Source organism: Bradyrhizobium sp. LTSP885 (genome assembly GCF_000938305.1).
Taxonomy (GTDB): Bacteria; Pseudomonadota; Alphaproteobacteria; order Rhizobiales; family Xanthobacteraceae; genus Bradyrhizobium.
In genome coordinates, this window is record NZ_JYMT01000042.1 from 265727 (window position 1) to 287273 (window position 21547).

The 21547-nt window shown below is 63.8% G+C and carries 20 protein-coding genes; 12 read left to right on the forward strand and 8 right to left on the reverse strand.

Features of this window, described 5'->3' with window-relative positions:
- Positions 1-37: 37 nt before the first annotated feature.
- The 3 genes from UP09_RS30290 to UP09_RS30300 form a co-directional block, all read right to left on the reverse strand.
- Entirely contained in the window at positions 38-784 is a 747-nt protein-coding gene (locus UP09_RS30290; protein WP_044542014.1) for an SDR family oxidoreductase, read from the reverse strand.
- A gap of 180 nt (positions 785-964) precedes the next feature.
- Positions 965-2305, reverse strand: coding sequence for an LLM class flavin-dependent oxidoreductase (locus tag UP09_RS30295; RefSeq protein ID WP_044542015.1), 1341 nt, complete (start codon positions 2303-2305; stop codon positions 965-967).
- Positions 2306-2332: 27 nt separating this feature from the next.
- A complete protein-coding gene (locus UP09_RS30300) occupies positions 2333-3157 on the reverse strand; it encodes a class I SAM-dependent methyltransferase (RefSeq protein WP_044542016.1) in 825 nt (274 codons plus the stop codon).
- Positions 3158-3552: 395 nt separating this feature from the next.
- On the opposite strand from UP09_RS30300, the gene UP09_RS30305 reads away from it, so the two are divergent.
- The 5 genes from UP09_RS30305 to UP09_RS30325 all read left to right on the forward strand — a co-directional run bounded on the left by UP09_RS30305 (position 3553) and on the right by UP09_RS30325 (position 8821).
- Positions 3553-4989, forward strand: coding sequence for an FAD-dependent oxidoreductase (locus UP09_RS30305; protein WP_044542017.1), 1437 nt, complete (start codon positions 3553-3555; stop codon positions 4987-4989).
- A 100-nt stretch (positions 4990-5089) separates the two neighbouring features.
- Positions 5090-6016, forward strand: coding sequence for a TauD/TfdA dioxygenase family protein (locus tag UP09_RS30310; RefSeq protein ID WP_156164850.1), 927 nt, complete (start codon positions 5090-5092; stop codon positions 6014-6016).
- 27 nt (positions 6017-6043) lie between these two features.
- Positions 6044-7099, forward strand: a complete 1056-nt coding sequence (locus UP09_RS30315) for an ABC transporter substrate-binding protein (protein ID WP_052833257.1) — start codon at positions 6044-6046, stop codon at positions 7097-7099.
- Positions 7096-7959 (forward strand): ABC transporter ATP-binding protein, encoded by an 864-nt coding sequence (locus tag UP09_RS30320; protein ID WP_044542019.1) that lies wholly within the window; start codon positions 7096-7098, stop codon positions 7957-7959. The genes UP09_RS30315 and UP09_RS30320 overlap by 4 nt, the downstream gene beginning before the upstream one ends.
- Positions 7952-8821, forward strand: a complete 870-nt coding sequence (locus tag UP09_RS30325) for an ABC transporter permease (protein ID WP_197082768.1) — start codon at positions 7952-7954, stop codon at positions 8819-8821. Before UP09_RS30320 ends, UP09_RS30325 begins: the two co-directional genes overlap by 8 nt.
- Before the next feature lie 9 nt (positions 8822-8830).
- Here UP09_RS30325 and epsC read toward each other — a convergent pair whose 3' ends face one another.
- From epsC to UP09_RS30340, 3 genes are read right to left on the reverse strand one after another with little or no spacing between them, the layout of a single operon-like run.
- The gene (gene epsC / locus UP09_RS30330; RefSeq protein WP_082070345.1) at positions 8831-9784 is read right to left on the reverse strand and encodes a serine O-acetyltransferase EpsC; all 954 of its coding nucleotides are present in this window, start codon (positions 9782-9784) and stop codon (positions 8831-8833) included.
- 14 nt (positions 9785-9798) lie between these two features.
- Positions 9799-10371, reverse strand: coding sequence for a flavin reductase family protein (locus UP09_RS30335; protein WP_044542020.1), 573 nt, complete (start codon positions 10369-10371; stop codon positions 9799-9801).
- A 41-nt stretch (positions 10372-10412) separates the two neighbouring features.
- Positions 10413-11642, reverse strand: coding sequence for an acyl-CoA dehydrogenase family protein (locus tag UP09_RS30340; RefSeq protein WP_044542021.1), 1230 nt, complete (start codon positions 11640-11642; stop codon positions 10413-10415).
- A gap of 216 nt (positions 11643-11858) precedes the next feature.
- On the opposite strand from UP09_RS30340, the gene UP09_RS30345 reads away from it, so the two are divergent.
- Positions 11859-12965 carry an LLM class flavin-dependent oxidoreductase gene (locus UP09_RS30345; protein WP_044542022.1) on the forward strand — a complete coding sequence of 369 codons (1107 nt, stop codon included), beginning with the start codon at positions 11859-11861 and terminating at the stop codon, positions 12963-12965.
- Here the strand turns inward: UP09_RS30345 and UP09_RS30350 are convergent.
- Positions 12957-14297, reverse strand: a complete 1341-nt coding sequence (locus tag UP09_RS30350) for an LLM class flavin-dependent oxidoreductase (RefSeq protein ID WP_044542023.1) — start codon at positions 14295-14297, stop codon at positions 12957-12959. The two genes, UP09_RS30345 and UP09_RS30350, sit on opposite strands and share 9 nt — an antisense overlap.
- A 318-nt stretch (positions 14298-14615) precedes the next feature.
- On the opposite strand from UP09_RS30350, the gene UP09_RS30355 reads away from it, so the two are divergent.
- The 5 genes from UP09_RS30355 to UP09_RS30375 all read left to right on the forward strand — a co-directional run bounded on the left by UP09_RS30355 (position 14616) and on the right by UP09_RS30375 (position 19280).
- Positions 14616-16244, forward strand: a complete 1629-nt coding sequence (locus UP09_RS30355; protein ID WP_044542024.1) for an FAD-dependent oxidoreductase — start codon at positions 14616-14618, stop codon at positions 16242-16244.
- Positions 16241-16561 (forward strand): 4Fe-4S dicluster domain-containing protein, encoded by a 321-nt coding sequence (locus UP09_RS30360; RefSeq protein WP_044542025.1) that lies wholly within the window; start codon positions 16241-16243, stop codon positions 16559-16561. The genes UP09_RS30355 and UP09_RS30360 overlap by 4 nt, the downstream gene beginning before the upstream one ends.
- A gap of 53 nt (positions 16562-16614) precedes the next feature.
- Complete coding sequence (locus UP09_RS30365; protein ID WP_044542026.1) at positions 16615-17739, forward strand: methionine ABC transporter ATP-binding protein; 1125 nt, start codon at positions 16615-16617, stop codon at positions 17737-17739.
- A complete protein-coding gene (locus UP09_RS30370) occupies positions 17729-18394 on the forward strand; it encodes a methionine ABC transporter permease (protein ID WP_044542027.1) in 666 nt (221 codons plus the stop codon). The genes UP09_RS30365 and UP09_RS30370 overlap by 11 nt, the downstream gene beginning before the upstream one ends.
- A 154-nt stretch (positions 18395-18548) precedes the next feature.
- Positions 18549-19280, forward strand: a complete 732-nt coding sequence (locus UP09_RS30375) for a phosphotransferase enzyme family protein (RefSeq protein ID WP_044542028.1) — start codon at positions 18549-18551, stop codon at positions 19278-19280.
- A 132-nt stretch (positions 19281-19412) separates the two neighbouring features.
- Here the strand turns inward: UP09_RS30375 and UP09_RS30380 are convergent, their stop codons facing one another.
- Entirely contained in the window at positions 19413-20321 is a 909-nt protein-coding gene (locus UP09_RS30380) for an aliphatic sulfonate ABC transporter substrate-binding protein (RefSeq protein ID WP_245302273.1), read from the reverse strand.
- 393 nt (positions 20322-20714) lie between these two features.
- Here UP09_RS30380 and UP09_RS30385 point away from each other — a divergent pair, with 393 nt between their 5' ends.
- On the forward strand, positions 20715-21509 hold the full coding sequence (locus tag UP09_RS30385; protein WP_044542661.1) for a MetQ/NlpA family ABC transporter substrate-binding protein: 795 nt from the start codon (positions 20715-20717) through the stop codon (positions 21507-21509).
- Positions 21510-21547 lie beyond the last annotated feature (38 nt).

The window sequence follows — 21547 nt, forward strand, 5'->3', positions numbered from 1 at the left end:
AAACGCGTGAAGAGCGAGGGATCGAAGCCGAGACCACCTACAGGTCGATCAAGCCGCCGTCGACGAACAGTTCGGCACCGGTGGTGTAGGTGGCATCAGCCGCGAGGTAGAGGGCTGCTGCGGCGACCTCGGCTGATGTGCCGGTGCGGCCGAGCGGAATGCGGGTCTTGGCCCCTTCGATGAAGCTATCCTTCTGAGCCGGCGTAAGACCGCCCTTGTCGAGGATTGGCGTGATGATCGGGCCGGGGCTGATGGTGTTGACCCGGATGCCGCGCGGCGTCAGCTCCTTGGCGATGGTGCGGCCGAACGAACGCAGCGCCGCCTTGGTCGAACCGTAGATGGTGCTCCCTCCCAGGCCGCCGCTCGAACCGGCCACCGATGCGGTCAGGATGATCGCACCGCCGTCCGGAATGACCGGGATGGCGTGCTTGACCAGGAAGAATGCGCCCTTGACGTTGATGTTGAACTGGCTGTCGTAGAGGGCCTCATCGACTTGCGCGATCGGCGCGAATTTGGCGATGCCGGCGTTGACGAACAGCACGTCGATGCGGCCATGCTTGGTTTTGACCTGGTCGACGAGCGCCTTGGTGGCGGCGACGTTGCCGGCGTCCGAGAGCAGCACCTCGATCCCGGGCAGCGTCGGCTTGGCGGCTTCCACCGAGCGTTCGCTGGAGCCGGTCACGACGACCGTTGCGCCTTCGGATTGAAACAATTTGGCGGTCTCCGCACCGATCCCGGTGGTGCCTCCGCTGATAAGGACGATCTTGCCGTCGAGCTTGGCCATGAAATTTGCCTTGTTAGAGTGGGTTTCGTGTCCGAGAGATGGGGGCTCGCGCGGCCGGAGCAATGGCACGGCAACGGACTTTTGCTGAGTATCGCGACCTTTGACGCCTTGATTCCCGGCCGGCAGCTGCCTTCGTCGTCCCGGCCGCGGGAGGCCTGCGACGTCGGATATGTCAGGCAATCACGCAATCGCCTGGATGTTGCTGGAATAGACGCTCGCCGGCCGGCTCAGGCCGTAGTGATCGCGCAGCGTCGTGCCGGTGTAATCGTGACGGAACAGGCCGCGCTTGCGCAGGATCGGCACGACCTGCTCGGCGAAGACGTCGAATCCACCGGGCAGCCAGGGCGGCATGACGTTGAAACCGTCGGCCGCGCCATTCTCGAACCAGGTCTGGATGTTGTCGGCGATCTTTTCCGGCGGGCCGGCAATCACCCAGTGGCCGCGCGCGCCGGCCAGGCGCTGCACCAGCTGGCGGATCGTCGGTTTCTCGCGATCGACGATGTCGACCACCAGCTTGAACCGGCTGGCGACGCCGCGCGCGCCGTCGGTGTCGATCAGATGGCGCGGGAACGGGCCGTCGAGGTCAAAGCCGGAGAGGTCGAGACCGATCATCTGGCGGAGCTGGGTCAGCGAATATTCCGGTTGGATCAGCTCGTTGAACTCGTCCTGCAGCCGATCGGCCTCGGTCTGCGTGCTGGCGATGAACGGGCTGATGCCGGGCAGAATCTTGACCTGGTCGGGACTGCGGTCGAAAGCGCGGGCCTGGCGCTTGATGTCGGCGTAGAACTCCTGCGCGCTCGCCAGCGTCAGGTGCGCGGTGAAGATCGCTTCGGCGAAACGGGCCGCGAAGGCTCTGCCGTCATCGGACGAGCCGGCCTGGACGTAAACCGGCCGCCCTTGTGGTGTCCGCGAGATGTTGAGCGGTCCACGGACCCGAAAATGCTTTCCGACGTGATCGATCGAGTGAATCTTGCTGGTCTCGGCGAAAACGCCGGAGATGGGATCGTTGATCAGTGCGTCATCTTCCCAGCTGTCCCACAGCCGCGTGATGACATCGAGATATTCTCGGGCCCGCTCGTAGCGCTCGTGATGCGGAGGATGCTCGGGCAGGCCAAAGTTCTGCGCCGCCTGCGTCGTGCTCGTCGTCACGATATTCCAGCCGGCGCGGCCACCGCTGAGATGATCAAGGGAGGCGAACAATCGGGCCAGATTGTAGGGCTCGGTATAGGTCGTGGAGGCGGTTGCGATCAAGCCGATCCGCTTCGTCGCGACGGCAATCGCGGCCAACCAGGTGATCGGCTCGAAGCGGAAGCGCTGCGCATAGCGGACATTGTCGGCAAGTGCCGGTCCGTCGGCAAAGAAGATCGCGTCGAACTTGTGCGCTTCGGCCTGCTGCGCCAGTTCCTGATAAAAGGTGACGTCGAGGATACGCTCCGCGGCCGATCCCTTGTAGCGCCAAGCGGCCTCGTGATGGCCGCCGGGATAGATGAAGAGATTGAGTGAAAGCTTGCGTTCGCTCATGTGTGAGGCTCGCTAATGTTGGTCTTGTCAGTTGTCGGTCGGTGCCTTGCGGACGAAAGCGAAGCGCAAGTAGCGCTCGAGCGTCAGCCCCTCGGGCGTCCGCTTCGCTTCGACGAGGCGAGCGAACGCGCGGCGCACCTGTTCGCGTTCGGTTGGCGAGAACGCCTCCAGAAAGTTGCCGAAAGCGCTGGCTTCCGACCACCGCAGCAACGAATCGGCGTCCTCATGGACGTCGACCAGCGCCCGCAACTCGCTGCGGTAGTCGGCGAAGCCGTTTGCCGCAAAGTGTGACTTGAGCTCCTCGTCGGTCGACCCGAGCACGGGGTTGGAGTCAGGGCGATGATCGGCAATCCCGGCGTCGGCAATGGCCTGGCGCAGAAACAGGCGCGACTGGTGTGGCCGGGATGGGTCCTGCACATTCAATCCAAGGCGGCCTGCCGGCTTGAGCACGCGACGGATTTCACGCAAGGCGCGATCCTTGTCCGCGATCCAATGGAACACGCTGTTGAGATAAACAGCATCGAACTGGCTATCGTGGAATCGTGCGAGATCCTCGGCGCGGCCAATGTCGAATTGCAGATTGTCCGCCTGCCGAAGGCGGGCGATCTCGACGCGGCCGGCAAGGGGATCGATGCCGATCACATGGCCGTTTGGGCCGACCAGCCCGGCCACGAATTCGGCGAGCCGGCCGGTGCCCGTTCCGATATCGAGCACATGCTCGCCTGACTTGATGGCCAGTGGCCCGATCAGGAATTTGCCATGACGGAACTGGACCAGTCCCGCCTCGTCGTAGGAGCGGGCAAGTTCCGGAGTGTCATGGTCAAGGCTGATGACGCCACCAGGTTGCGGCATTTCCAAAAGTGTCCATTGTTTAGCGGCTGCGCGACAGCGTGCGCGTACATTGCACCGGATTCTACGTCGGTGATCGCAAGCATGTCGATGAAATGAATTTGCGTTGTTGTGCGGGAAACCAGCATGAACCGTGTGAGCTGATCGTCGATCGGAGATAAGTGCGTTGGCATGAGTGACGCCGGGCGGCGTTACAAGCGGTTCTCTGTGTCGGTTGGCTTGATTTGTCTACTGCGAGGCGGCTGAAAGGTTGGAGAACGGGACGTCCGCCGCAAATCTTTCAGTGGCTGCGTCGTCGACGACGCGAACGTTGCTCGCCGCCGAAAACAAAGCTGGTTTCGTTTCATTGACTGAGCAGCGTTCGCTTTTACGATTTACGGCCTCAAAGCGAGGTCATCATGCCGCAATCCGATCCCGACAGCGTTGCCCGCGAAACCCTTCGCCTGATCGGGCCGGACCCGCAGAACTGGGTGCCGGATCGTGACGGTGTCGACCACAACGTCGTGGTGGTCGGCGGTGGACAGTCCGGCTCGGCCTTCGCCTTTGCGCTTCCGCGAGCGGGGATCGGCAAGGTATCGGTGATCGATGCCGCGGCCGACAGGACCAGGGCCGGCGTGTGGTTGACCAGCGCACGGATGCACAAGCTTCGTACGCCAAAAACGCTCCCGGGCCCCGAGCTGGGTCTCCCCGGTCTCGGTTTCCAGGCATGGTACGAAGCGCGTTATGGGGCCGCGGCGTTTGACGCGATCGATCGCATCCAGCGGCTCGACTGGGCGGCCTATCTCGACTGGTACCGTAAGGTGACTGGCGTGACCGTGCGTTACGGCACGCGGCTCATTGGGGTCGAGCCCGCTGCAGACCATCTTCGGCTGCATCTGGAGCGGGACGGTTCAGCGACCGTCGAGACCACGCGAAAGCTGGTGCTTGCGACCGGTTTCGCGGGGAGCGGAGGCGCCTACGTCCCGCAGGCGTTGCAAGGTTTGCCGAAGCGGTTTTATGCGCATACGTCGGAGAAAATCGACTTCAAGGCGCTGCGCGGAGTGTCGGTTGCAGTGATCGGCGGTGCCGCTTCGGCTTTCGACGCCGCAGCCGTCGCACTGGAAGCCGGTGCTCGCGACGTCCGCCTGTTTGCGCGGCGCGAGAGTTTGGCGGCGCTCCCGGTGATCCGTATTCGCGGCTATCCAGGGGCTTACGACAATTACGGCGCGCTGCCGGATGCGGTGCGGTGGCAGCAGGCGATCCGCTTCCGACAGGCCGGTTCAACGCCGCCACCGGATGCGATCTTACGTGCGGTCTCGTTCCCCAATTTTCATCTGCACCTGGGCGCTCCCTTGATTTCAACGCGATTGAAGGGCGTGCGGCCGGTCGTTGAGACGCCGCAAGGCGAGTTCGCATTCGATTTTGCGATCGCGGGGACGGGTTATTCCGTCGACCTCGGTGCGCAGGCCGAATTGCGCGACGTCGCGGACGAGATCCTGCTCTGGCGCGATCGCTTGACGCCGCCTGATCACGCGCGGGACGAGACGTTGTCGGCCTATCCTTATCTGGGGGCCGGGCATGAGTATCTGGAGAAGATACCCGGTCGTGCGCCGCATCTGAAGGATATCCACGTCTTTAACCCGGCCGCCTTCGTCAGCTTCGGTCTGCCGGTTGGGGATGTCCCGAGCTTCAAGCGCGACATCCCGGCGATCGTGGCGCGGATCAGTCGCGATCTGTTCCTGGCCGACCTCACGGCGCATGAGGCTCGCATCAACGGAGCGATTGCAGAGGATTTTGCCCCTGAGCTCTATGCGCCAGCCGTCTGGCGGCCGCCGCAGCATGTTGCGGCCGAGTAGGAGCTGAGCCCCGGAATGACTCGCTTATCTCCGCCGTCGCTTTGGCGACCGGCGCCTGGCGGAGGTTTTTAAAAGGGATCGCAGCCGTGAGGACACGATTATGAGTTCGATAGCCATTGATAACGTCATTCCGCGCGCAGACATCGTCAAGCGCGCGGCGCGGCTGGGCGCCGAGATCAAGAACGTCAGACTATCGGGCGACCTTTCCGACGAGGTCGTCCGCGCCATCAACCAGGTGCTGCTTGAGCACAAGGTGATTTTCTTCCGTGATCAGGGGCATCTCGACGATGCCGAGCAGGAGCGTTTCGCTGTCAGGCTCGGCAAACTGGTGCCGCATCCGACGGTCGGTGCGATCAAGGGGACGTCGTCGATCCTGGAGCTGGACTCGGGCCGGGGCGGAGGACGCGCCGATCAGTGGCACACGGATGTCACGTTCGTCGACGCCTATCCGAAGATCTCGGTACTGCGCGGCGTGGAGATCCCGCCCTATGGCGGCGATACCATCTGGTCGAATACGGCGGCCGCCTATCTCAACCTTCCGGCACCCCTGCAGCGGCTTGCCGACGAGCTGTGGGCGGTTCACAGCAATGCCTATGACTACGCGGTGAAGGCGCGGGCCACCGAAGCCGATCGCAAGCATTTCGACGAGGTGTTCACCGGTACGGTCTACGAGACTGAGCACCCGGTGGTGCGCGTCCACCCGGAGACCGGCGAACGCACACTCGTGCTTGGCAATTTCGTCCAGCGTTTCGTCGGCCTGCCGAAGTATGACGGCCAGAAGCTGTTCGACCTGTTCCAGTCGCACATCACGGCGCCGGAAAACACCGTGCGCTGGAACTGGAACACCGGCGATGTCGCGATCTGGGACAATCGCGCCACGCAGCACTATGCGGTCAACGACTATGGCGACCAGCACCGCGTGGTTCGACGCGCCACCATCGATGGTGACGTACCGGTCTCGATCGACGGTCGCCACAGCGTGACGCGCGTCAAGACATCCAAGCCCCAGACCGCCAAAGCCGCTTAATTCAAGCCCACCCAGGGAATTCACAAAATGAACGCGATCATTCGCATCCTCCGCGCGCGGCGCCGCGCCGCGCCCAGGGCCGCACGGCTTCTGTTGGCCGGCGCCGTGGCGCTGGGCATCCCGGCTCCGGCGTTCGCCGAGCCGCCGCTCGAGAAGACCGAGATCCGCTACCAGGGGTGGGCCGGCCAGGTGACGTTCACCGAACTCGCCGAGGACCTCGGCTATCTCGCACCGCTCAAGCTCAAATGGGTCGGTAACACCATCAGCGGGCCGCAGGATATTCAGACCGTGGTCACTGGCGACATCGACGTCGGTGGCGCCTTTTATGGCGCGATTCTCAAACTGATCGCGGCCAAGGCGCCGATCAAGGCGGTGGTCGGCTATTACGGTTCCGATGCCAACACCTATCAGGGCTACTTCGTGAAGGACGACAGTCCAATCAAGACGGCGCGCGACCTGATCGGCACAAAGGTCGCGGTCAATACGCTGGGAGCGCATCTGGAATTCGTGCTCCGCGAATATCTGGCCCGCAACGGCCTCAGCGCCGGCGAGGCCAAACAGGTGACGCTCGTAGCAATCCCGCCAGTCAGCGCCGAGCAGGCACTGCGGCAAGGTCAGGTCGAGGTCAGCGTGCTGAGCGGCGTGTTGCGCGACAAGGCGTTGGAGCGGGGCGGCATCCGCTCCCTGTTCAACGATATTGATCTGTTCGGTCAGTTCACCGGCGGCGCTTATGTCCTGCGGGACAAGTTCATCAAGGACAATCCCAACACCGCCCGCAAGCTGGTGGAGGGGATTTCGCGGGCGATCCAGTGGGCACAGACCACACCGCCGGACGAAGTGCGAGCCCGGTTCGACAAGATCATCGCCGAGCGCAAGCGCAATGAGGATGCATCCTCGATCAAGTACTGGAAGAGCACCGGGGTTGCGTCGAAGGGCGGCGTGATTTCGGACGCCGAAATCCAGGTGTGGATCGACTGGCTGGTAAAGGACGGCCTGTTCAAGCCGGATCAGATCAAGGCCGCTGATACCTACACCAACGAGTTCAACTATTTCCGTCCCGGAAAAACGGCGGAAGCCCGATGACGTCGGTCAAGATCCGCTTCGAGCAGGTCAGCAAGGAGTTCGTCACGCGCGGCGAGGGCGGCCGCCCGGCAGGCCACTTCACGGCGCTGGAGGACATCACGTTCGATGTTCGCGCTGGTGAATTCCTGACCGTGGTCGGGCCAAGCGGGTGTGGGAAAACCACCTTGCTCGATCTGCTGGGCGGACTGACCATCCCGACCAGCGGCCGCATCCTCCTTGACGGCCGGCCGATCGCTGGACCCGGCCGCGACCGCGGAATCGTCTTCCAGCAATATGCGCTGTTTCCCTGGCGCACCGCGGCGCAGAACGTCGAGTTTGGGCTGGATATTGCAGGTCTCAAGGCCAGGCAGCGGCGCGACATCGCGCGTCATTTCCTCGACCTGGTCGGTTTGTCGGGGTTTGCCGACCGCTATCCGCACGAGCTTTCCGGCGGCATGAAGCAGCGGGTCGCGATCGCCCGCAGCCTCGCCTATGACCCGGAAGTGCTTTTGATGGACGAGCCCTTTGCGGCGCTCGATGCGCAGACGCGTGAGACGCTGCAGGGCGAACTGCTGCGGATCTGGCGCGCGACCGGCAAGACCATCGTCTTCATCACCCATGGCATCGATGAGGCAGTTGTGCTCGGCCAGCGGGTGGCTGTGATGACGTCGCGTCCGGGCCGGATCAAGCAAATCGTCGACATTCCCGAGGTGTTGCGCAGCGAGGCCGAGGACGTGCGGTCGCTGCCAGAGTTCGGCCGCGTGCGGCACGAGGTCTGGAGCCTGCTCCGCGAGGAGGTGCTGAAGGCTCAGCAGGGGCAATTGAGCGGCGCCGTCACCCGACGCTCCGACCGATCGGTAGAGGATCTTGCTCATGTCTAGCCTCGAGATGCTGACGCTTCTGGAACTTGCGCATGGGCGGCCCGGAGCCGCAGCCGGCGCGCGGCCGTCGTTCGCTGCAAGTCCGGTCCTGCCGGCGATCCGCTGGCTTGCGCGTTTCGCCCGGCGATCCCTGTTGCTTCTGGTGCTGCTGTCGGCATGGGAGGCGGTCCCACGGCTCGGACTGATCGATCCGGTGTTCTTTCCACCATTCTCCGAAGTGATCGCTGCCGGCTGGCAGCTGGCGCAAACCGGCGAGCTTTACGATGACATGGCCGCCAGTCTGCTGCGTGCCTTGAGCGGATTTCTGATATCGGTCGTCCTTATCGTACCGCTCGGCCTCGTGGTCGGCTGGTATGCCCGGCTTGGTGATCTCTTGAACCAGATCATCGAGATCTGCCGCAACACTGCTCCCCTCGCACTATTGCCGGTCTTCATCCTGCTGCTTGGGATCGGCGAAGTATCGAAGATCACGATGGTGGTCTATAGCTGTGCCTGGCCGCTCCTGCTCAATACCATTGCCGCAGTGAAGCAGGTCGATCCGCTCCTGATCAAATCGGCGCGCACCATGGGCGCGAGCCCGCAGCAATTGTTCCGAAAGGTGATCCTTCCGGCCGCGCTTCCCACCATCTTTGTCGGCATTCGTCTCGCCAGTGCATCGGCCATGCTGGTGCTGGTCGCGTCCGAGATGGTCGGCGCCAAGGCCGGCCTCGGCTATCTCATCATCAACAGCCAGTACAGCTTCCTGATCCCGCAGATGTATTTCGGCATTCTCGGGATCACCGCCATTGGCCTGGCGTTCAATGCTGTCCTGGAGGCGCTGGAGCGCCGCTTCATGCGGTGGAAGGCACCGGTGTCAGCATGATATCGGCACTCAGCTGCCGCTCGGCGTGTTCCGCGCGGTGGCCTGCGTCACCACACTGTTCGGCGCCACGTCCTTGGTCAGCCAGACGTTGCCGCCGATGGTCGACCCGCGGCCGATCGTGATCCGGCCGAGGATGGTCGCGCCGGCGTAGATCACGACGTCGTCTTGCACGATCGGATGACGGGCGTCACCCTTGATCGCCTTGCCCTCGTCGTCGGTCGGGAAGTGTCGCGCGCCGAGCGTGACCGCCTGGTAGATACGGACATTGTCGCCGATGATGGCGGTCTCGCCGATCACGACGCCGGTGCCGTGGTCGACGAAGAAGCCGGAGCCGATGCTGGCGCCGGGATGGATATCGATGCCGGTCCGGGCATGGGCGATTTCGGACATCAGGCGGGCCACCAGCCGCGCGCCGAGACGGTACAGCAGATGCGCAAGCCGATGGTGGATGACGGCGGTCATGCCGGGATAGCCGATCAGGATCTCTGGAAAATTGCGTGCCGCCGGATCGCCGACGAAGGCCGCGCGAAGGTCGTTGATCAGGAGCCCGCGGACCGACGGCAGCTGGGACGCAAAGGCACGCGTCAGTTCGACCGCTTCTTCGCGCTCAAAACCCGGTTCGAGCTCGTCGCCGACAAACAGCGCGCCGCGATGAATCTGTGCGCTGAGCGAATCCAGCACGATGCTCAGCGTGTTGCCGACGAAATAGTCGATATTCTCGCCATCGAGATCGGACTGGCCGTAATGACGCGGGAACAGCGCCTCGGTCAGGCCGTTGAGGATTGCCTCCAGCGCATCGCGCGAGGGTGCACGGCGGGCCTCGCCGTCACGCCGGATGCTATGGGTCTGCTCCCGGGACGCACGCAGTTCACCCACGATCCGGTCGAGTTGCCAGCGGCCAGGCGGACTGTCAGTCGCGCCGGCCGATGACGGAGGTGATTGCGGAGGGATTTCGCGCTTCATGGTCTCTCCTTGTCCTATCGGACATGCGCCAGGGGAATGCTGACCTCGGCCAGGAGATCGAGATCGGCCTCGTGATCGATCTGGACATACTGGCCGTTCCAATAGGTCAGCCCGGACACCCGATGCGACAACTCCATGCCGGAGAGGCGTGCCACGATGATGCCGTGCGAATGCCGCTCGATGATCTCCTCCACCTGGCATTCGACCAACGCGAGCGACTGTGAGAGCAACGGCACGCCGGATGCACCGTAGGTCCAGGCTGCGCCCTCGAAGCGCTCTTTGCCTTTCAGCCGGCCATTGCTGAAGCGCTCCGCCAGCGCCTCTTGGTCGGAACCCAGGATGTTGACGCCAAACTGCCGATGACGGGCGATCGAGGCGAAAGACGAAGCCTGCCGGTTGATGCTGACCAGCAGCCGGGGCGGGCTCGCGCTGAGCGAGGTCAGCGAGGTCACCGTCATGCCGGTGATGTCATCGCCTTGTCCTGCGGTGATGATGCAGACGCCGCCAGCCAGGCGGCGCATGACGAGGCGAAACTGACGCTCGATCTCATGATCGGCATCGACGAGGTGGATATCCGGCTTGCTCATCGGGCTTCTTCCTCTTGTTGCTTCGCCGGATCGGACTTCGTTTAGAAGAAGCCCTTGGCCGGCAACGGCGTGCCGCTGATCTCGTATTGTCCGATCGAGCGGGCCTTGAAGGTGTTCGGATTGTGCGAGGCCAGCGTCCGCGCATTGCGCCAGTGGCGGTCGAAATTGGTTGCCTTCTTGGTGGCGGACGCACCGCCGACGTCGAACAGCAGGCTGCCGCTGCGGATCGCGAATTCATCCGCGACGATCTTGGCCTTGGCAGACAGCAGCGCCGCCCTGTGGGCCGCATCGACGGCGCTCGCATCGCCGGCATCGAATGCGTCGGTTGCGGCGTCAAGCGCTTCCGCGGCCGCCAGCACGACCGTCTCGGCGGCAAACGCGCCGCTTGCGATCTGGCCGACGGTCTGTTGCAGCAGTGGGTCATCGGTCGGGACCTCGCTCGGCGCGTAGTAGAACGTGCGCTTGCGGGACCGCACCAGGGCGGTGGCGTCACTCAGGACAGCGCGCGCGATGCCGGCGTTGATCGCGGTCAGGAACAACTGTGCAAACGTGTTCGAATAGGGGATGCCGTAGCCAGCATCAGGCGCATCGAACACGACTTCCTGACGTTTGACCCGCACGTTGCGGAAATAGGAGGTGCCGGTCGCGGTCAGCCGTTGCCCGAGGCCATCCCAGTCGTCGACCAATTCGATGCCTTCGCGCTTGACCGGGATGAGAACGGCCGCGTTGGTACCTTTTGTGTCGGCGGTGCGGACGAGGACATAGTCGGAATAGAGCGTTCCCGTGCTGTAATACTTCGTGCCGTCCAACAGGTAGTCGTCACCGTCGGCCGTCAGCGTCGTATTCGGCGTGACATTGCCTACCTTCGGCGTATCGAGCTCGGTTGCCGCAAGCCCGATGATGGCGCCATCGGCAACCGCCTTTTGCCACTGCCTGTGCTGGTCGTCCTTCGGCCGGCGCACCAGGCGCTCGACCACGCTGAAATGATTGCGCAGGATGTGCGCAACGTTGGCGTCGGCTTCGCCGAGGCGAATGACGATCTCGAACAGAGCGCGGATCGACACGCCGGCGCCACCGGCGTCGGTCGGAAGCCGCAGCGCGCCGAGGCGCGCCTTGCGGATGAGATCGATCTCGGCGAATGGCAGGACGCGTTCGCGTTCACGGTCGCTGGAACCCTCCGCGATGCGGCTGAGAAGCGCATCGATGTCGGGTGACTGGCTGTTCAGGCGGTCGGACGGCTCGAGCGAGGTGGCGGTGACTGGCTTGTTCATTGATGTGATCCGGAATGGCTTTGATTGGCGAGATCGTCCCACGATTTCCGATCAACCAAAATAGAGCGGTTTTCCAATTGTCGCAGGTTCCGGAGTTTTCTGGTTTATCCGCACTCGCAACACGGCAAGGAATATCTTTTGATGTGCCATTGCTTGATCTCTCGCCGCGTATTGTCGAAAACACGCTGATCCGACGCAGGAATTCGGAGACAGCACATGACGACACGACCGCTTCGCTTTGGCATCTGGGCGCTGGTGCATGGTTCGCGTGCCGCCTATCAGGATCCCGAGGAGCCCTATGACGCGTCATGGGAGCGCAATCGCGATCTGGTGCTTGCGGCCGAAGAACTTGGATACGACTCCACGCTGATCGCGCAACACACGATCAATCCGCATCAGGAGGATCTGGATCAGCTCGAAGCCTGGAGCGCGGCGTCGGCAATTGCCGCGCTGACCAGCAAGATCGAGATCATCGCAGCCATCAAGCCTTACCTCTATCATCCCGTCGTGCTGGCAAAGCTCGCGCTGGGAATCGAGAACATCAGCCGCGGCCGCTTTGCCATCAATCTGGTCAGCGCATGGAACCGTCCGGAGCTGGACAAGGCCGGGATCGGATTCGCCGAGCATGATGCCCGCTACGGCTATGGCCGCGAATGGATCACGGTGGTGTCGCGCCTGATGCAGGGCGAGCGGCTGACCTATAAGGGCGAGCATTTTGATATCCGCGACTATGTGCTGCGGCCCACCAGCCTCTATCGGCCGCGGCCGTTGATCTATGTCGGCGGCGAATCCGAGCCGGCGCGTGCACTGGTCGCCGACCACGGCGACGTCTGGTTCATCAATGGGCAACCGCTGGAGGATGTCGCCGGCCTGATCGCCGACGTGGCGGCTCGGCCTCGGGCGGCGCAGCCGCTCCGCTTCGGCCTGTCCGCCTTCGTCATCGTGCGCGAGACGCAGGCGGAGGCTCAGGCCGCCTATCAGCGGTTGCTGGATCTCTCGAAGAAGGACGCGCCGATCAAGGCGATCCAGAAACAGAACACCGATCCGAAGGTCGTGATGATGCAGACGATGCAGAAGTCGGCGCGCGTCGGCAGCAACGGCGGAACCGCCGCAGGCCTGGTGGGCAGCTATGATGAGGTGGCGGACCGTATCGTGGCGTTCCATGCCGCCGGGATCGAATTGTTCATGCTGCAGTTCCAGCCGTTTGAGGCGGAGATGGAGCGTTTTGCGAAGGAGATCATCCCGCGCGTTCGGCGAACTGAGCCGCCGCCGGCGGTCGACAGATCGCCGGCTTTGGTCGGCTCGGGCCGACCGTCACGCTGAAACGAAGTCCGGCACGCTGGAGGCAAACCGGCTCGGTGGATGCGGCAGCCCGAAATGACTGCGCAGCGTGCTGCCGGCATAGTCATGCCGAAACAGCCCGCGCTTTTGCAGGATCGGCACCACGGTGTCGACGAACACCTCGAGCCCGGAGGGCAGCACATCAGGCATCAGGTTGAAGCCGTCTGCGGCGCCGGCCTTGAACCAGGCCTCGATGTCATCGGCGATCTGTTCGGGCGTGCCGACGATGATCCTGTGGCCGACGCCACCACCGAGGGCCCGGAGCAGTTGGCGGACCGTGAGATTGCCGCGACGCGCGATGTTCACCGTTCCCTGGAACATGGTGTGGTTGGCGTTGGCTGGCAGCGGCAGCGGATCGGGCAGGGGCTTGTCGAGCTCAAGGATCGCAGGATCGACCTGCAACGTGCCGGCAAGGCGCGCGAGGCTGTATTCGATCGGAACCAGCTCCCAAAGCTCATCCTGGCGCCGCTTCGCCTCGGCTTCCGTGCTGCCGATGACAGTGGCGAGGCCCGGCAGAACGACAATGGCGTCACCGGAACGGCCATAGGCGACGGCGCGGGTGCGCAAATCGCGCGCATACGCGACACCTTCGTCGATGGTTTGCGCGAGCGTGAACACCGCTTCAGCCTGGGCGGCCGCGAGATCCCGGCCGTCGCTGGAGCCGCCGGCCTGAACGGTGACGGGGCGCCCTTGCGGCGAGCGCGGGACGTTGAGCGGGCCCGCCACGGTGTAGTGCGCGCCGCGATGGCCGATGGAATGAACCTTCGATGTATCGACGAACCTCGCGGTCGCCTTGTCGCCGACAAAGGCATCGTCCTCCCAGCTGTCCCAGAGCGCGTGCACGACTTCGGCAAACTCCTTGGCGCGCTCGTAGCGTGCCTTATGCTCGAGCACGTTGGAGAGACCGAAATTGCGGCTGGCCGATGCGTCGGCTGTGGTGACCGCATTCCAGCCGGCGCGGCCACCGCTCGCCAGATCCAGCGTCGCGAAACGGCGCGCGATGTTGTAGGGCTCGTTGTAGGTGGTTGACGCCGTCGCGATCAGCCCGATGCGGGTCGTGGCCGCAGCCACCGACGCCAGCACGATGGTCGGCTCCATCGACATGAACGACCGATAGTCGATGCGGTCGGTAATCGCGGGCGTGTCAGCGAGGAAGATCGCGTCGAGCTTGCCGCGCTCGGCGATCTGCGCAACCCGGACATAGTGACCGACGTCGAAGCAGGCGCGAGGGTCGCTCTCGGGCAACCGCCATGCCGAGGCGTAGACGCCGGAATGCAGCAGATTGACGTTGAGGTGAAGTTGACGAGGGGGCATGACACGCCTTGTGCTGCGATGAGATCACCCAGCAAGTATCGCTCCGACGCGCGCAAGAAAACACAAGGCGGCCGGTCGCGGGCAAAAAGAAATTTCTGTCTCCGCTGGCACCCTTGCACGCAATCTCGTGTCGCGCCGCGGTACGGCGTTGGAACAGCCGGCATCGCGCAACACAAATCTTCTTCCTGCGGCGACAACGGTGAAAGACTCGTCCAAGCCGTCGCAAATATCTGAAATTGCCAGACGAACTCGCACGCGTAACGATGTCGAGGTGACGCGCGGCATGATCGCGATCGATTCCGCCTGGAGACGTGAACCATGACGATCCCAACCCATCGCGCCGAGCGCGTGTCGGCGCCAGCCGGATCCGTTGAGTTCGACGCCGACGTCCTAGTGCTCGGCGGCGGACCTGCGGGGACCTGGGCGGCGGTGAACGCAGCGGAGCGGGGAGCGCGCGTGGTGCTCGCCGACAAGGGATTTTGCGGCACCTCGGGAGCGACCGCGGCAGCCGGCACCGGTGTGTGGTACATCGATCCGGATCCCGCGCTGCGCGAGACCGCGATGGCCAACCGGGAGAAGTTGGGCGGCTATCTGCAGGATCGCCGCTGGATGGCGCGGGTGCTCGACGGCACCTATCAGCAGAGCAATCGTCTTGCCGATTGGGGATACCCCTATCCGTTGGACGACCGCGGCAGGTCGCAGCGCAATTCGCTGCAGGGACCGGAATATATGCGGCTGATGCGCAAGCGCACCAAACAGGCCGGCGCCACCATTCTCGATCACAGTCCGGCGCTCGAACTGCTCGTGGACGACGACGGCGCTGTGGCGGGCGCCAGCGGCGTGCGCCGGCAGAAACATGATCGCTGGACGGTGCGCGCCAAGGCGGTGGTGATCGCGACCGGCGGCTGCGCGTTCCTGAGCAAGACGCTTGGCTCGAACGTTCTGACCGGCGACGGCTATCTGATGGCCGCGGAAGTCGGTGCCGAATTCAGCAGCATGGAGTTTTCCAACCCCTACGCGATCTCGCCGGCGTTCGGCTCGGTGACCAAGACGCTGTTCTACGGCTGGGCGACCTTCAGCTATGAAGACGGCAGTGTGGTGCCGGACGCAGCATCCAAGGGTGGGCGGTCGGCGATTGCCCGCGCGCTGCTGCAGGGACCGGTTTACGCGCGCCTCGACAGGGCCGACGACGATGTGCAGCACCAGATGCGTGTATCGCAGCCGAATTTCTTCCTGCCGTTCGACCGCACCGGCATCGATCCCTTCAAGGATCGCTTTCCGGTGACCTTGCGGCTTGAGGGTACCGTCCGTGGCACCGGCGGCCTTCGTATCGTCGACGATAGCTGCGCCACCAGCGTGCCGGGGCTCTATGCAGCCGGCGATGCGGCGACGCGCGAACTGATCTGCGGCGGCTTTACCGGCGGCGGCAGTCACAATGCCGCTTGGGCGATGTCGTCAGGCACATGGGCCGGGCAGGGCGCCGCCGACTACGCCGCGCAACTCGGCAGGGCCACCGGGCGGAAACTATCGTCTGCGGGAACCATTGCGTTTCGTAGCCGGTCGCGGCGCGCCTTCGAGCCTGCGGCGCTGGCAAGAGCGGCCCAGGACGAGGTGTACCCATACGGACTGAACTATTTCCGGGAAGCATCCCGGTTGCAGGGGGCATTGGCGCGCCTTGACGCAGCATGGCGCGACGTTTCGGAGGCGGATGCAGCCGGCGAGGCCGATGTCTTGCGCGCCCGCGAAGCTGCGGCGATGCTCGCGACGGCGCGGTGGATGTACCGCAGCGCGCTGGCGCGGCCGGAAAGCCGCGGCATGCACCGCCGCGACGATTTCCCCGATCTGGACGACCGGCAGCGCCACTACGTGACCACCGGCGGCCTTGACGAGGTCTGGACCTCGGTCCGGCCGCATGCCGACGTGGCCTATGCGGAGGCTGCGGAATGATCGAAGTCATCGATGCCGAGCGCTGCACGTCCTGCGATATCTGCGTGAACGTGTGCCCGACCAACGTGTTTGACAAGACGGATGGAATTCCGGTAATTGCCCGCCAGGGCGATTGCCAGACCTGTTTTCTCTGTGAACTTTATTGCCCCGAGGATGCGCTTTATGTCTCGCCGTTCGCGGATGAGACGCAGCCGGTCGATGTCGTCGCGCTCAAGCGAACGGACACGATGGGTAGCTACCGCCGGGCTGTCGGCTGGACCGATGACACACGCGATCGCCGCGGCGTCGACCGCAGCTATCTGCTCTTTGGTCACTGAGGTCCGGGCTACGATCCCGGGCGACCAAGGCCACCTTGCAATCGGATGATTGAATGAACGTGCATCAACCCCTCGCGACCGTGCGAGCTGTCGAATCTCCGCCGCCTGTCGCGCCCGCGCCGACTGCGAGCGACGCCATGGTGCGCTTCGAGGCAGTCTCGAAGATCTATCCCGCCTACCGCGACAAGCCGAGCGTCCAGGCGCTGCGGGACGTCGATTTCGCGATTCCACGCGGCTCGATCACCGGCGTGATCGGCCGCTCCGGCGCCGGCAAGTCGAGCCTGGTGCGGCTGATCAACGGTCTGGAGAAGCCATCGGCCGGCCGCGTCGTCGTCGATAACAGCGAAATCTCGGTGCTTGCGGGCCGCGAGCTGCGTCTGGCGCAGCGTTCGATCGGCATGATCTTCCAGCACTTCAATCTGTTGTCGTCGCGCACCGCCGCGGCCAATATCGCGCTGCCGCTCGAGATTGCCGGTTGGTCGAAGGCCGATATCGCCGTCCGCGTCGCGGAGTTGCTCGACCTCGTCGGTATATCCGACAAATACGACCGCTATCCTTCCGAGCTGTCCGGCGGCCAGAAGCAGCGCATCGGCATTGCCCGTGCGCTCGCCACGCGGCCGAACGTGCTGCTGTCAGATGAAGCCACTTCGGCGCTCGATCCGCAAACGACGCGCGCGATCCTGGATCTTCTGGCCAACATCAATCGTGAGCTCGGCGTCACGATCGTGCTGATCACCCACGAAATGTCGGTTGTTCGTCAGCTTGCCAGGGACGTCGTTGTGATCGACGACGGTCATATCGTCGAGCGCGGGAACGTCGCCGACATCTTTACGCATCCCAAGCATCCGGTGACGCAGGCCTTCCTCTCGGAGGTGGTCGGCGACAGCGTGCCGGTGTCGTTGGCCAGCCGCCTGGAGGCGGAGGCGATTCCCGGCGGCAAGGCCGTCATTCGCGTGCAAGTGCAGGGCGTCGATGCCGGCAACACAATCGTCGCGCGGCTGGCGCGCGAACTCTCGGTCGATGTCGCGCTGCTGTCGGCCCGTATCGACGAGATCGGCGGTCAGCAGGTCGGCTCGCTGACGTTAGCCATTCCTGGCGGCGAAGCCGCGGCGGCGCGGGCCGTATCCTATCTGTCCCAGCACAAATTCCCGGTGGAGCGCCTCGGCTATGTCGCGTGAACTCATCAACCTGATCATTCAGGCGACCGGCGAGAGCCTGTTCATGGTGTCGGTCGCCGCGCTGGTGGCGACCGCGTTCGGGCTTCCGATCGGAGTTTTCCTGGCCACCAGCCGGAAGGGCGAACTCTTCGCGGCGCCGGCCGTCAACGGCGTCCTTGGCATGGTCGTCAATGCGACCCGCTCCACGCCATTCATCATTCTGGTCGTCGCCATCATTCCGTTCACGCGGCTGATTGCCGGCACGTCGATCGGCTCCGGTGCTGCGATCGTGCCGCTGACCATCGCGGCGACGCCGTTCATTGCCCGCCTGGTCGAGGGGGCAATCCGGGAGGTCGACGGCGGGTTGATCGAGACGGCATCCTCGTTCGGCGCCAGCCCGCTGCAGATCGTGTTCAAGGTCCTGATCCCGGAGGCGCTGCCCGGGCTGGTGCTGGCCCTGACACTCGCGGTCGTCAGTTTGCTCGGCTATTCCGCGATGGTCGGCGCCGTCGGCGGCGGCGGTTTGGGCGATCTCGGCATCCGCTACGGCTATCAGCGCTTCATGCCCGAGATGATGCTCGCGGTTGTCGTGGTGCTGATTGCGCTGGTGCAGACGGTGCAGACCGTCGGCGACTATCTGGCGCGCCGGGTCAACCGCCGGCTACGCCATCGCTGAGCCAGGACGCACTTGTGGCGCGTAATGATGCGGTTCTTGTGACGTCACTTAAGCGTCGCGATGGGCCAATGGGTGACATTTAAGGGCCAATAGGTGACATTCGCCTAAATGTCTTTTGTCAGCGAACTCGACGAGGAGTGCCCTTATGTCGCCAATGGGATGGGAGGCACTCGGGCAGTGGGGTGAAGACGTCGTTCGCATCGAACCACTCGCTGGCGGGGTCGCCAACGACGTGTGGAGCGTGCGTGTCGACGGGCACCTCGCGGTCGGTCGTCTCGGTGCCAGGAGCAGCGCTGATCTCGCGTGGGAGACTGAACTCCTCCAACACCTCGACCGTGAAGGTCTGACCGTGCCGGTGCCGATCCCGACGACAGACGGCCGGCTGTTCGCGGACGGTTTGGTGCTGATGACATACGTGGAGGGCGGACCGCCCGAGACCGAGGCCGACTGGCGTCGCGTGGCCGACACGCTCCGCCGGCTGCACCGGTTGACGCAGGGCTGGCCGCAGCGCCCAGGTTGGCGATCGTCGACCGACCTCCTGCACGCCGAGACCGGGACGAGGATCGACCTCGGCGCGATGCCGCCTGAGGCCGTTGCTCGATGCCGAGCCGCGTGGGCGCGGCTAATCGGACGTCCGACATGCGTCGTCCACGGCGACCCCAACCCGCGCAACATCCGCATGACCGCAGATCGGGTCGCGCTGATCGACTGGGACGAGTCGCATGTTGACGTCCCCGATCTCGACCTGGCGCTGCCCCACAACGCCGCCGGTCTCGATGGCGGCGCGCATGACATCGCCGCGCAAGCATCGGCCGCGTGGGAAGCCGCCGTCTGTTGGGACGACGAGTACTCAATCAAGCGACTTGCCCAAGTTCGAGCGGTCTGAACCGCGACAGCGGCTCGACGACCGCTTTCGGTCATTTTCGACGGATTCAGCGGGGGTATCGGCAGGTTGAAAACTCGGACGCATCGCGCCGCGAGAATGCGGAAGCTTGATTCATAAACCGTGCAACAGACGCTAGGATCCCTTCGGCGCCCAGATCTTGATGTCGGTGGTATCGACCTTCCTCGGCAGCAGGCCCTCGGCCGTGAAGATGTCGGCAATCCGCTGTTGCTCGGAAAGGTTGGCCGCGGTGACCGCGCCGACCTTGTAGGAGCGATGGCTGTTGGCCTCCTCCACAATGGCGGCGTCGATGCCCCAGAGGCCGGCGAGCAGGCTCGCGGCCTCCCTGGAATTGGCCTTCACCCACGTGCCGGTCTCGACGAGCTTGGCGAAGATCACGTTCAGCGCGTCGGAACGTTTTTCGGCGAACGCAGCCGAGGCGAGGTAGTAGCGCTTGTAGCTGGCAAGGCCGTTGCTGCCGTCGGTCAGGATGCGCGCGCCGGACTGGCTCTGCGCGCTGGTGAGGAACGGATCCCAGGCGACCCAGGCATCGACATTGCCGCTGACGAACGCCGCGCGACCATCGGCCGGTGTCAGATAGGCCGGCGTGATGTCCTTGAAGGTCAGCCCGGCCTTCGCGAGCACCGCCAGCAGCAGAAAGTGGCTGCCGGCGCCCTTGGTCACCGCGATCTTCTTGCCTTTGAGATCGGCGAGCGACTTGATCGGCGAATCCTTCGGCACGAGAATCGCCTGTGCGGAGGGCGAGGCGGCTTCTTCCGCGACATAGGCGAGCCTGGCGCCGGCGGCTTGCGCAAAGATCGGAACCGTGTCGGCGACGTCGGCGCCGAAATCGACGCTGCCGATGTTGATCGCTTCGAGCAGCGGCAAGCCGCTGGTGAACTCGTGCCAGGACACGGTGATCCCGAGCGGCGCGAGTGCCTTTTCCAGCGCGCCATTGGTTTTCAGGATCGCCGTCAACGTGGACGATTTCTGGTAGCCGATCCGGATCTCTTCGGCGGCTGCCGGTTGCAGCAAGCAGGCCATCGTCAGCAGTCCGAACGCTCCGAGGGCGAGACGGCGCTTGATGGGGATGCTCCGAATCGACGTGAAAAGGCGGGGTATCAGCAACATGTGCAGCGGCTTCCTGGAATGACTGGATTGCCGTCATTTGCGGGCCATCGCCGGCTCCTGGCAATTGCGGAAAATCCACTTGGACTGGAGTAATCTTCTCCGTCGGCGGCAGATGCGAGAAGGATGTTCCAGGCGCGAAGGCGAGGCCTGTGCCGTCAGGTCCTGGCCATTCCGCCGTTCAAGTCATTCTATTTCTGCCGCACGCGCAGCCACGGCATCCCGCGAAGGCAAAAAAATTTGAACTATCATTTCATTGATTTCAACCGCGGGGCGGGAGATGACCATCCCAGCCAATTGATTTGTTCCATGGAGACCATGATGTCCTTTCGTTTCACTTTGGCGCTTGCGAGCGCATTTGCCGTATGGTCGGCGGTAGCGGCCGCCGAAACGATCAAGATCGGCGTCACACCCGGGCCGCATGCGCAAATTCTGGAGGCGGTGAAGCCGATCGCGGCAAAAAGCGGCCTCGATATTCAGCTGATCGAATTCTCCGATTATGTCGTGCCCAATGCAGCGCTCGATGCCGGAGATATCCAGGCCAATTCGTTTCAGAACCAGCCTTATCTGGACAACCAGAAGGCCGACCGCGGCTACAAGATCGAGCAGGTGGGGCCGACGGTCAACTTCCCGATTGGCGTCTATTCCAAGAAGCACAAGGCCTGGGCCGACATTCCCGACGGCAGCAAGATATCGATTCCAAACGATCCCACCAACGGAGGGCGGGCGCTGCTGCTCCTGCGCGACAAGGGCGCGATCAAGCTGAAAGACGGCGTCGGCTTCAAGCCGACGGTTCTGGACATCACGGAAAATCCCAAGAAGCTGAAGTTCATCGAGGTTGACGCGGCCCAGGCACCCCGCGCGCTCGACGATGTCGATGCCGCCGTCATCAACACCAACTATGCGACGCAGGCCGGGTTGGATCCGGTCAAGGATCCGATCCTGCGCGAGGATCCGAAGGGGCCTTACGTCAATCTGATCGCGGTTCGCACCGCCGACAAGGATAAGCCGTGGGTCAAGATCCTGGTGGACAGCTATCACAGCCCGGAGATTAAGGACTTCGTCCTGACCAAGTTCAAGGGCGCCGTGCTGCCGAGCTGGTAACCGTAAACCGAGTCGCACTGCTGCCGTGTTAGCGCGTC

Excerpts from the sequence above, each read along its gene's own strand:
- UP09_RS30350 (WP_044542023.1), bottom strand. The coding sequence starts at position 14,297 with ATGCCCCCTCGTCAACTTCACCTCAACGTCAATCTGCTGCATTCCGGC.
- epsC (WP_082070345.1), bottom strand. The coding sequence starts at position 9,784 with ATGAAGCGCGAAATCCCTCCGCAATCACCTCCGTCATCGGCCGGCGCG.
- UP09_RS30295 (WP_044542015.1), bottom strand. The coding sequence starts at position 2,305 with ATGAGCGAACGCAAGCTTTCACTCAATCTCTTCATCTATCCCGGCGGC.
- UP09_RS30290 (WP_044542014.1), bottom strand. The coding sequence starts at position 784 with ATGGCCAAGCTCGACGGCAAGATCGTCCTTATCAGCGGAGGCACCACC.
- UP09_RS30335 (WP_044542020.1), bottom strand. The coding sequence starts at position 10,371 with ATGAGCAAGCCGGATATCCACCTCGTCGATGCCGATCATGAGATCGAG.
- UP09_RS30325 (WP_197082768.1), top strand. The coding sequence starts at position 7,952 with ATGTCTAGCCTCGAGATGCTGACGCTTCTGGAACTTGCGCATGGGCGG.
- UP09_RS30320 (WP_044542019.1), top strand. The coding sequence starts at position 7,096 with ATGACGTCGGTCAAGATCCGCTTCGAGCAGGTCAGCAAGGAGTTCGTC.
- UP09_RS30370 (WP_044542027.1), top strand. The coding sequence starts at position 17,729 with ATGTCGCGTGAACTCATCAACCTGATCATTCAGGCGACCGGCGAGAGC.
- UP09_RS30360 (WP_044542025.1), top strand. The coding sequence starts at position 16,241 with ATGATCGAAGTCATCGATGCCGAGCGCTGCACGTCCTGCGATATCTGC.
- UP09_RS30355 (WP_044542024.1), top strand. The coding sequence starts at position 14,616 with ATGACGATCCCAACCCATCGCGCCGAGCGCGTGTCGGCGCCAGCCGGA.
- UP09_RS30300 (WP_044542016.1), bottom strand. The coding sequence starts at position 3,157 with ATGCCGCAACCTGGTGGCGTCATCAGCCTTGACCATGACACTCCGGAA.
- UP09_RS30305 (WP_044542017.1), top strand. The coding sequence starts at position 3,553 with ATGCCGCAATCCGATCCCGACAGCGTTGCCCGCGAAACCCTTCGCCTG.
- UP09_RS30365 (WP_044542026.1), top strand. The coding sequence starts at position 16,615 with ATGAACGTGCATCAACCCCTCGCGACCGTGCGAGCTGTCGAATCTCCG.
- UP09_RS30380 (WP_245302273.1), bottom strand. The coding sequence starts at position 20,321 with ATGGCCTGCTTGCTGCAACCGGCAGCCGCCGAAGAGATCCGGATCGGC.
- UP09_RS30315 (WP_052833257.1), top strand. The coding sequence starts at position 6,044 with ATGAACGCGATCATTCGCATCCTCCGCGCGCGGCGCCGCGCCGCGCCC.
- UP09_RS30345 (WP_044542022.1), top strand. The coding sequence starts at position 11,859 with ATGACGACACGACCGCTTCGCTTTGGCATCTGGGCGCTGGTGCATGGT.
- UP09_RS30375 (WP_044542028.1), top strand. The coding sequence starts at position 18,549 with ATGGGATGGGAGGCACTCGGGCAGTGGGGTGAAGACGTCGTTCGCATC.
- UP09_RS30310 (WP_156164850.1), top strand. The coding sequence starts at position 5,090 with ATGAGTTCGATAGCCATTGATAACGTCATTCCGCGCGCAGACATCGTC.
- UP09_RS30340 (WP_044542021.1), bottom strand. The coding sequence starts at position 11,642 with ATGAACAAGCCAGTCACCGCCACCTCGCTCGAGCCGTCCGACCGCCTG.
- UP09_RS30385 (WP_044542661.1), top strand. The coding sequence starts at position 20,715 with ATGGAGACCATGATGTCCTTTCGTTTCACTTTGGCGCTTGCGAGCGCA.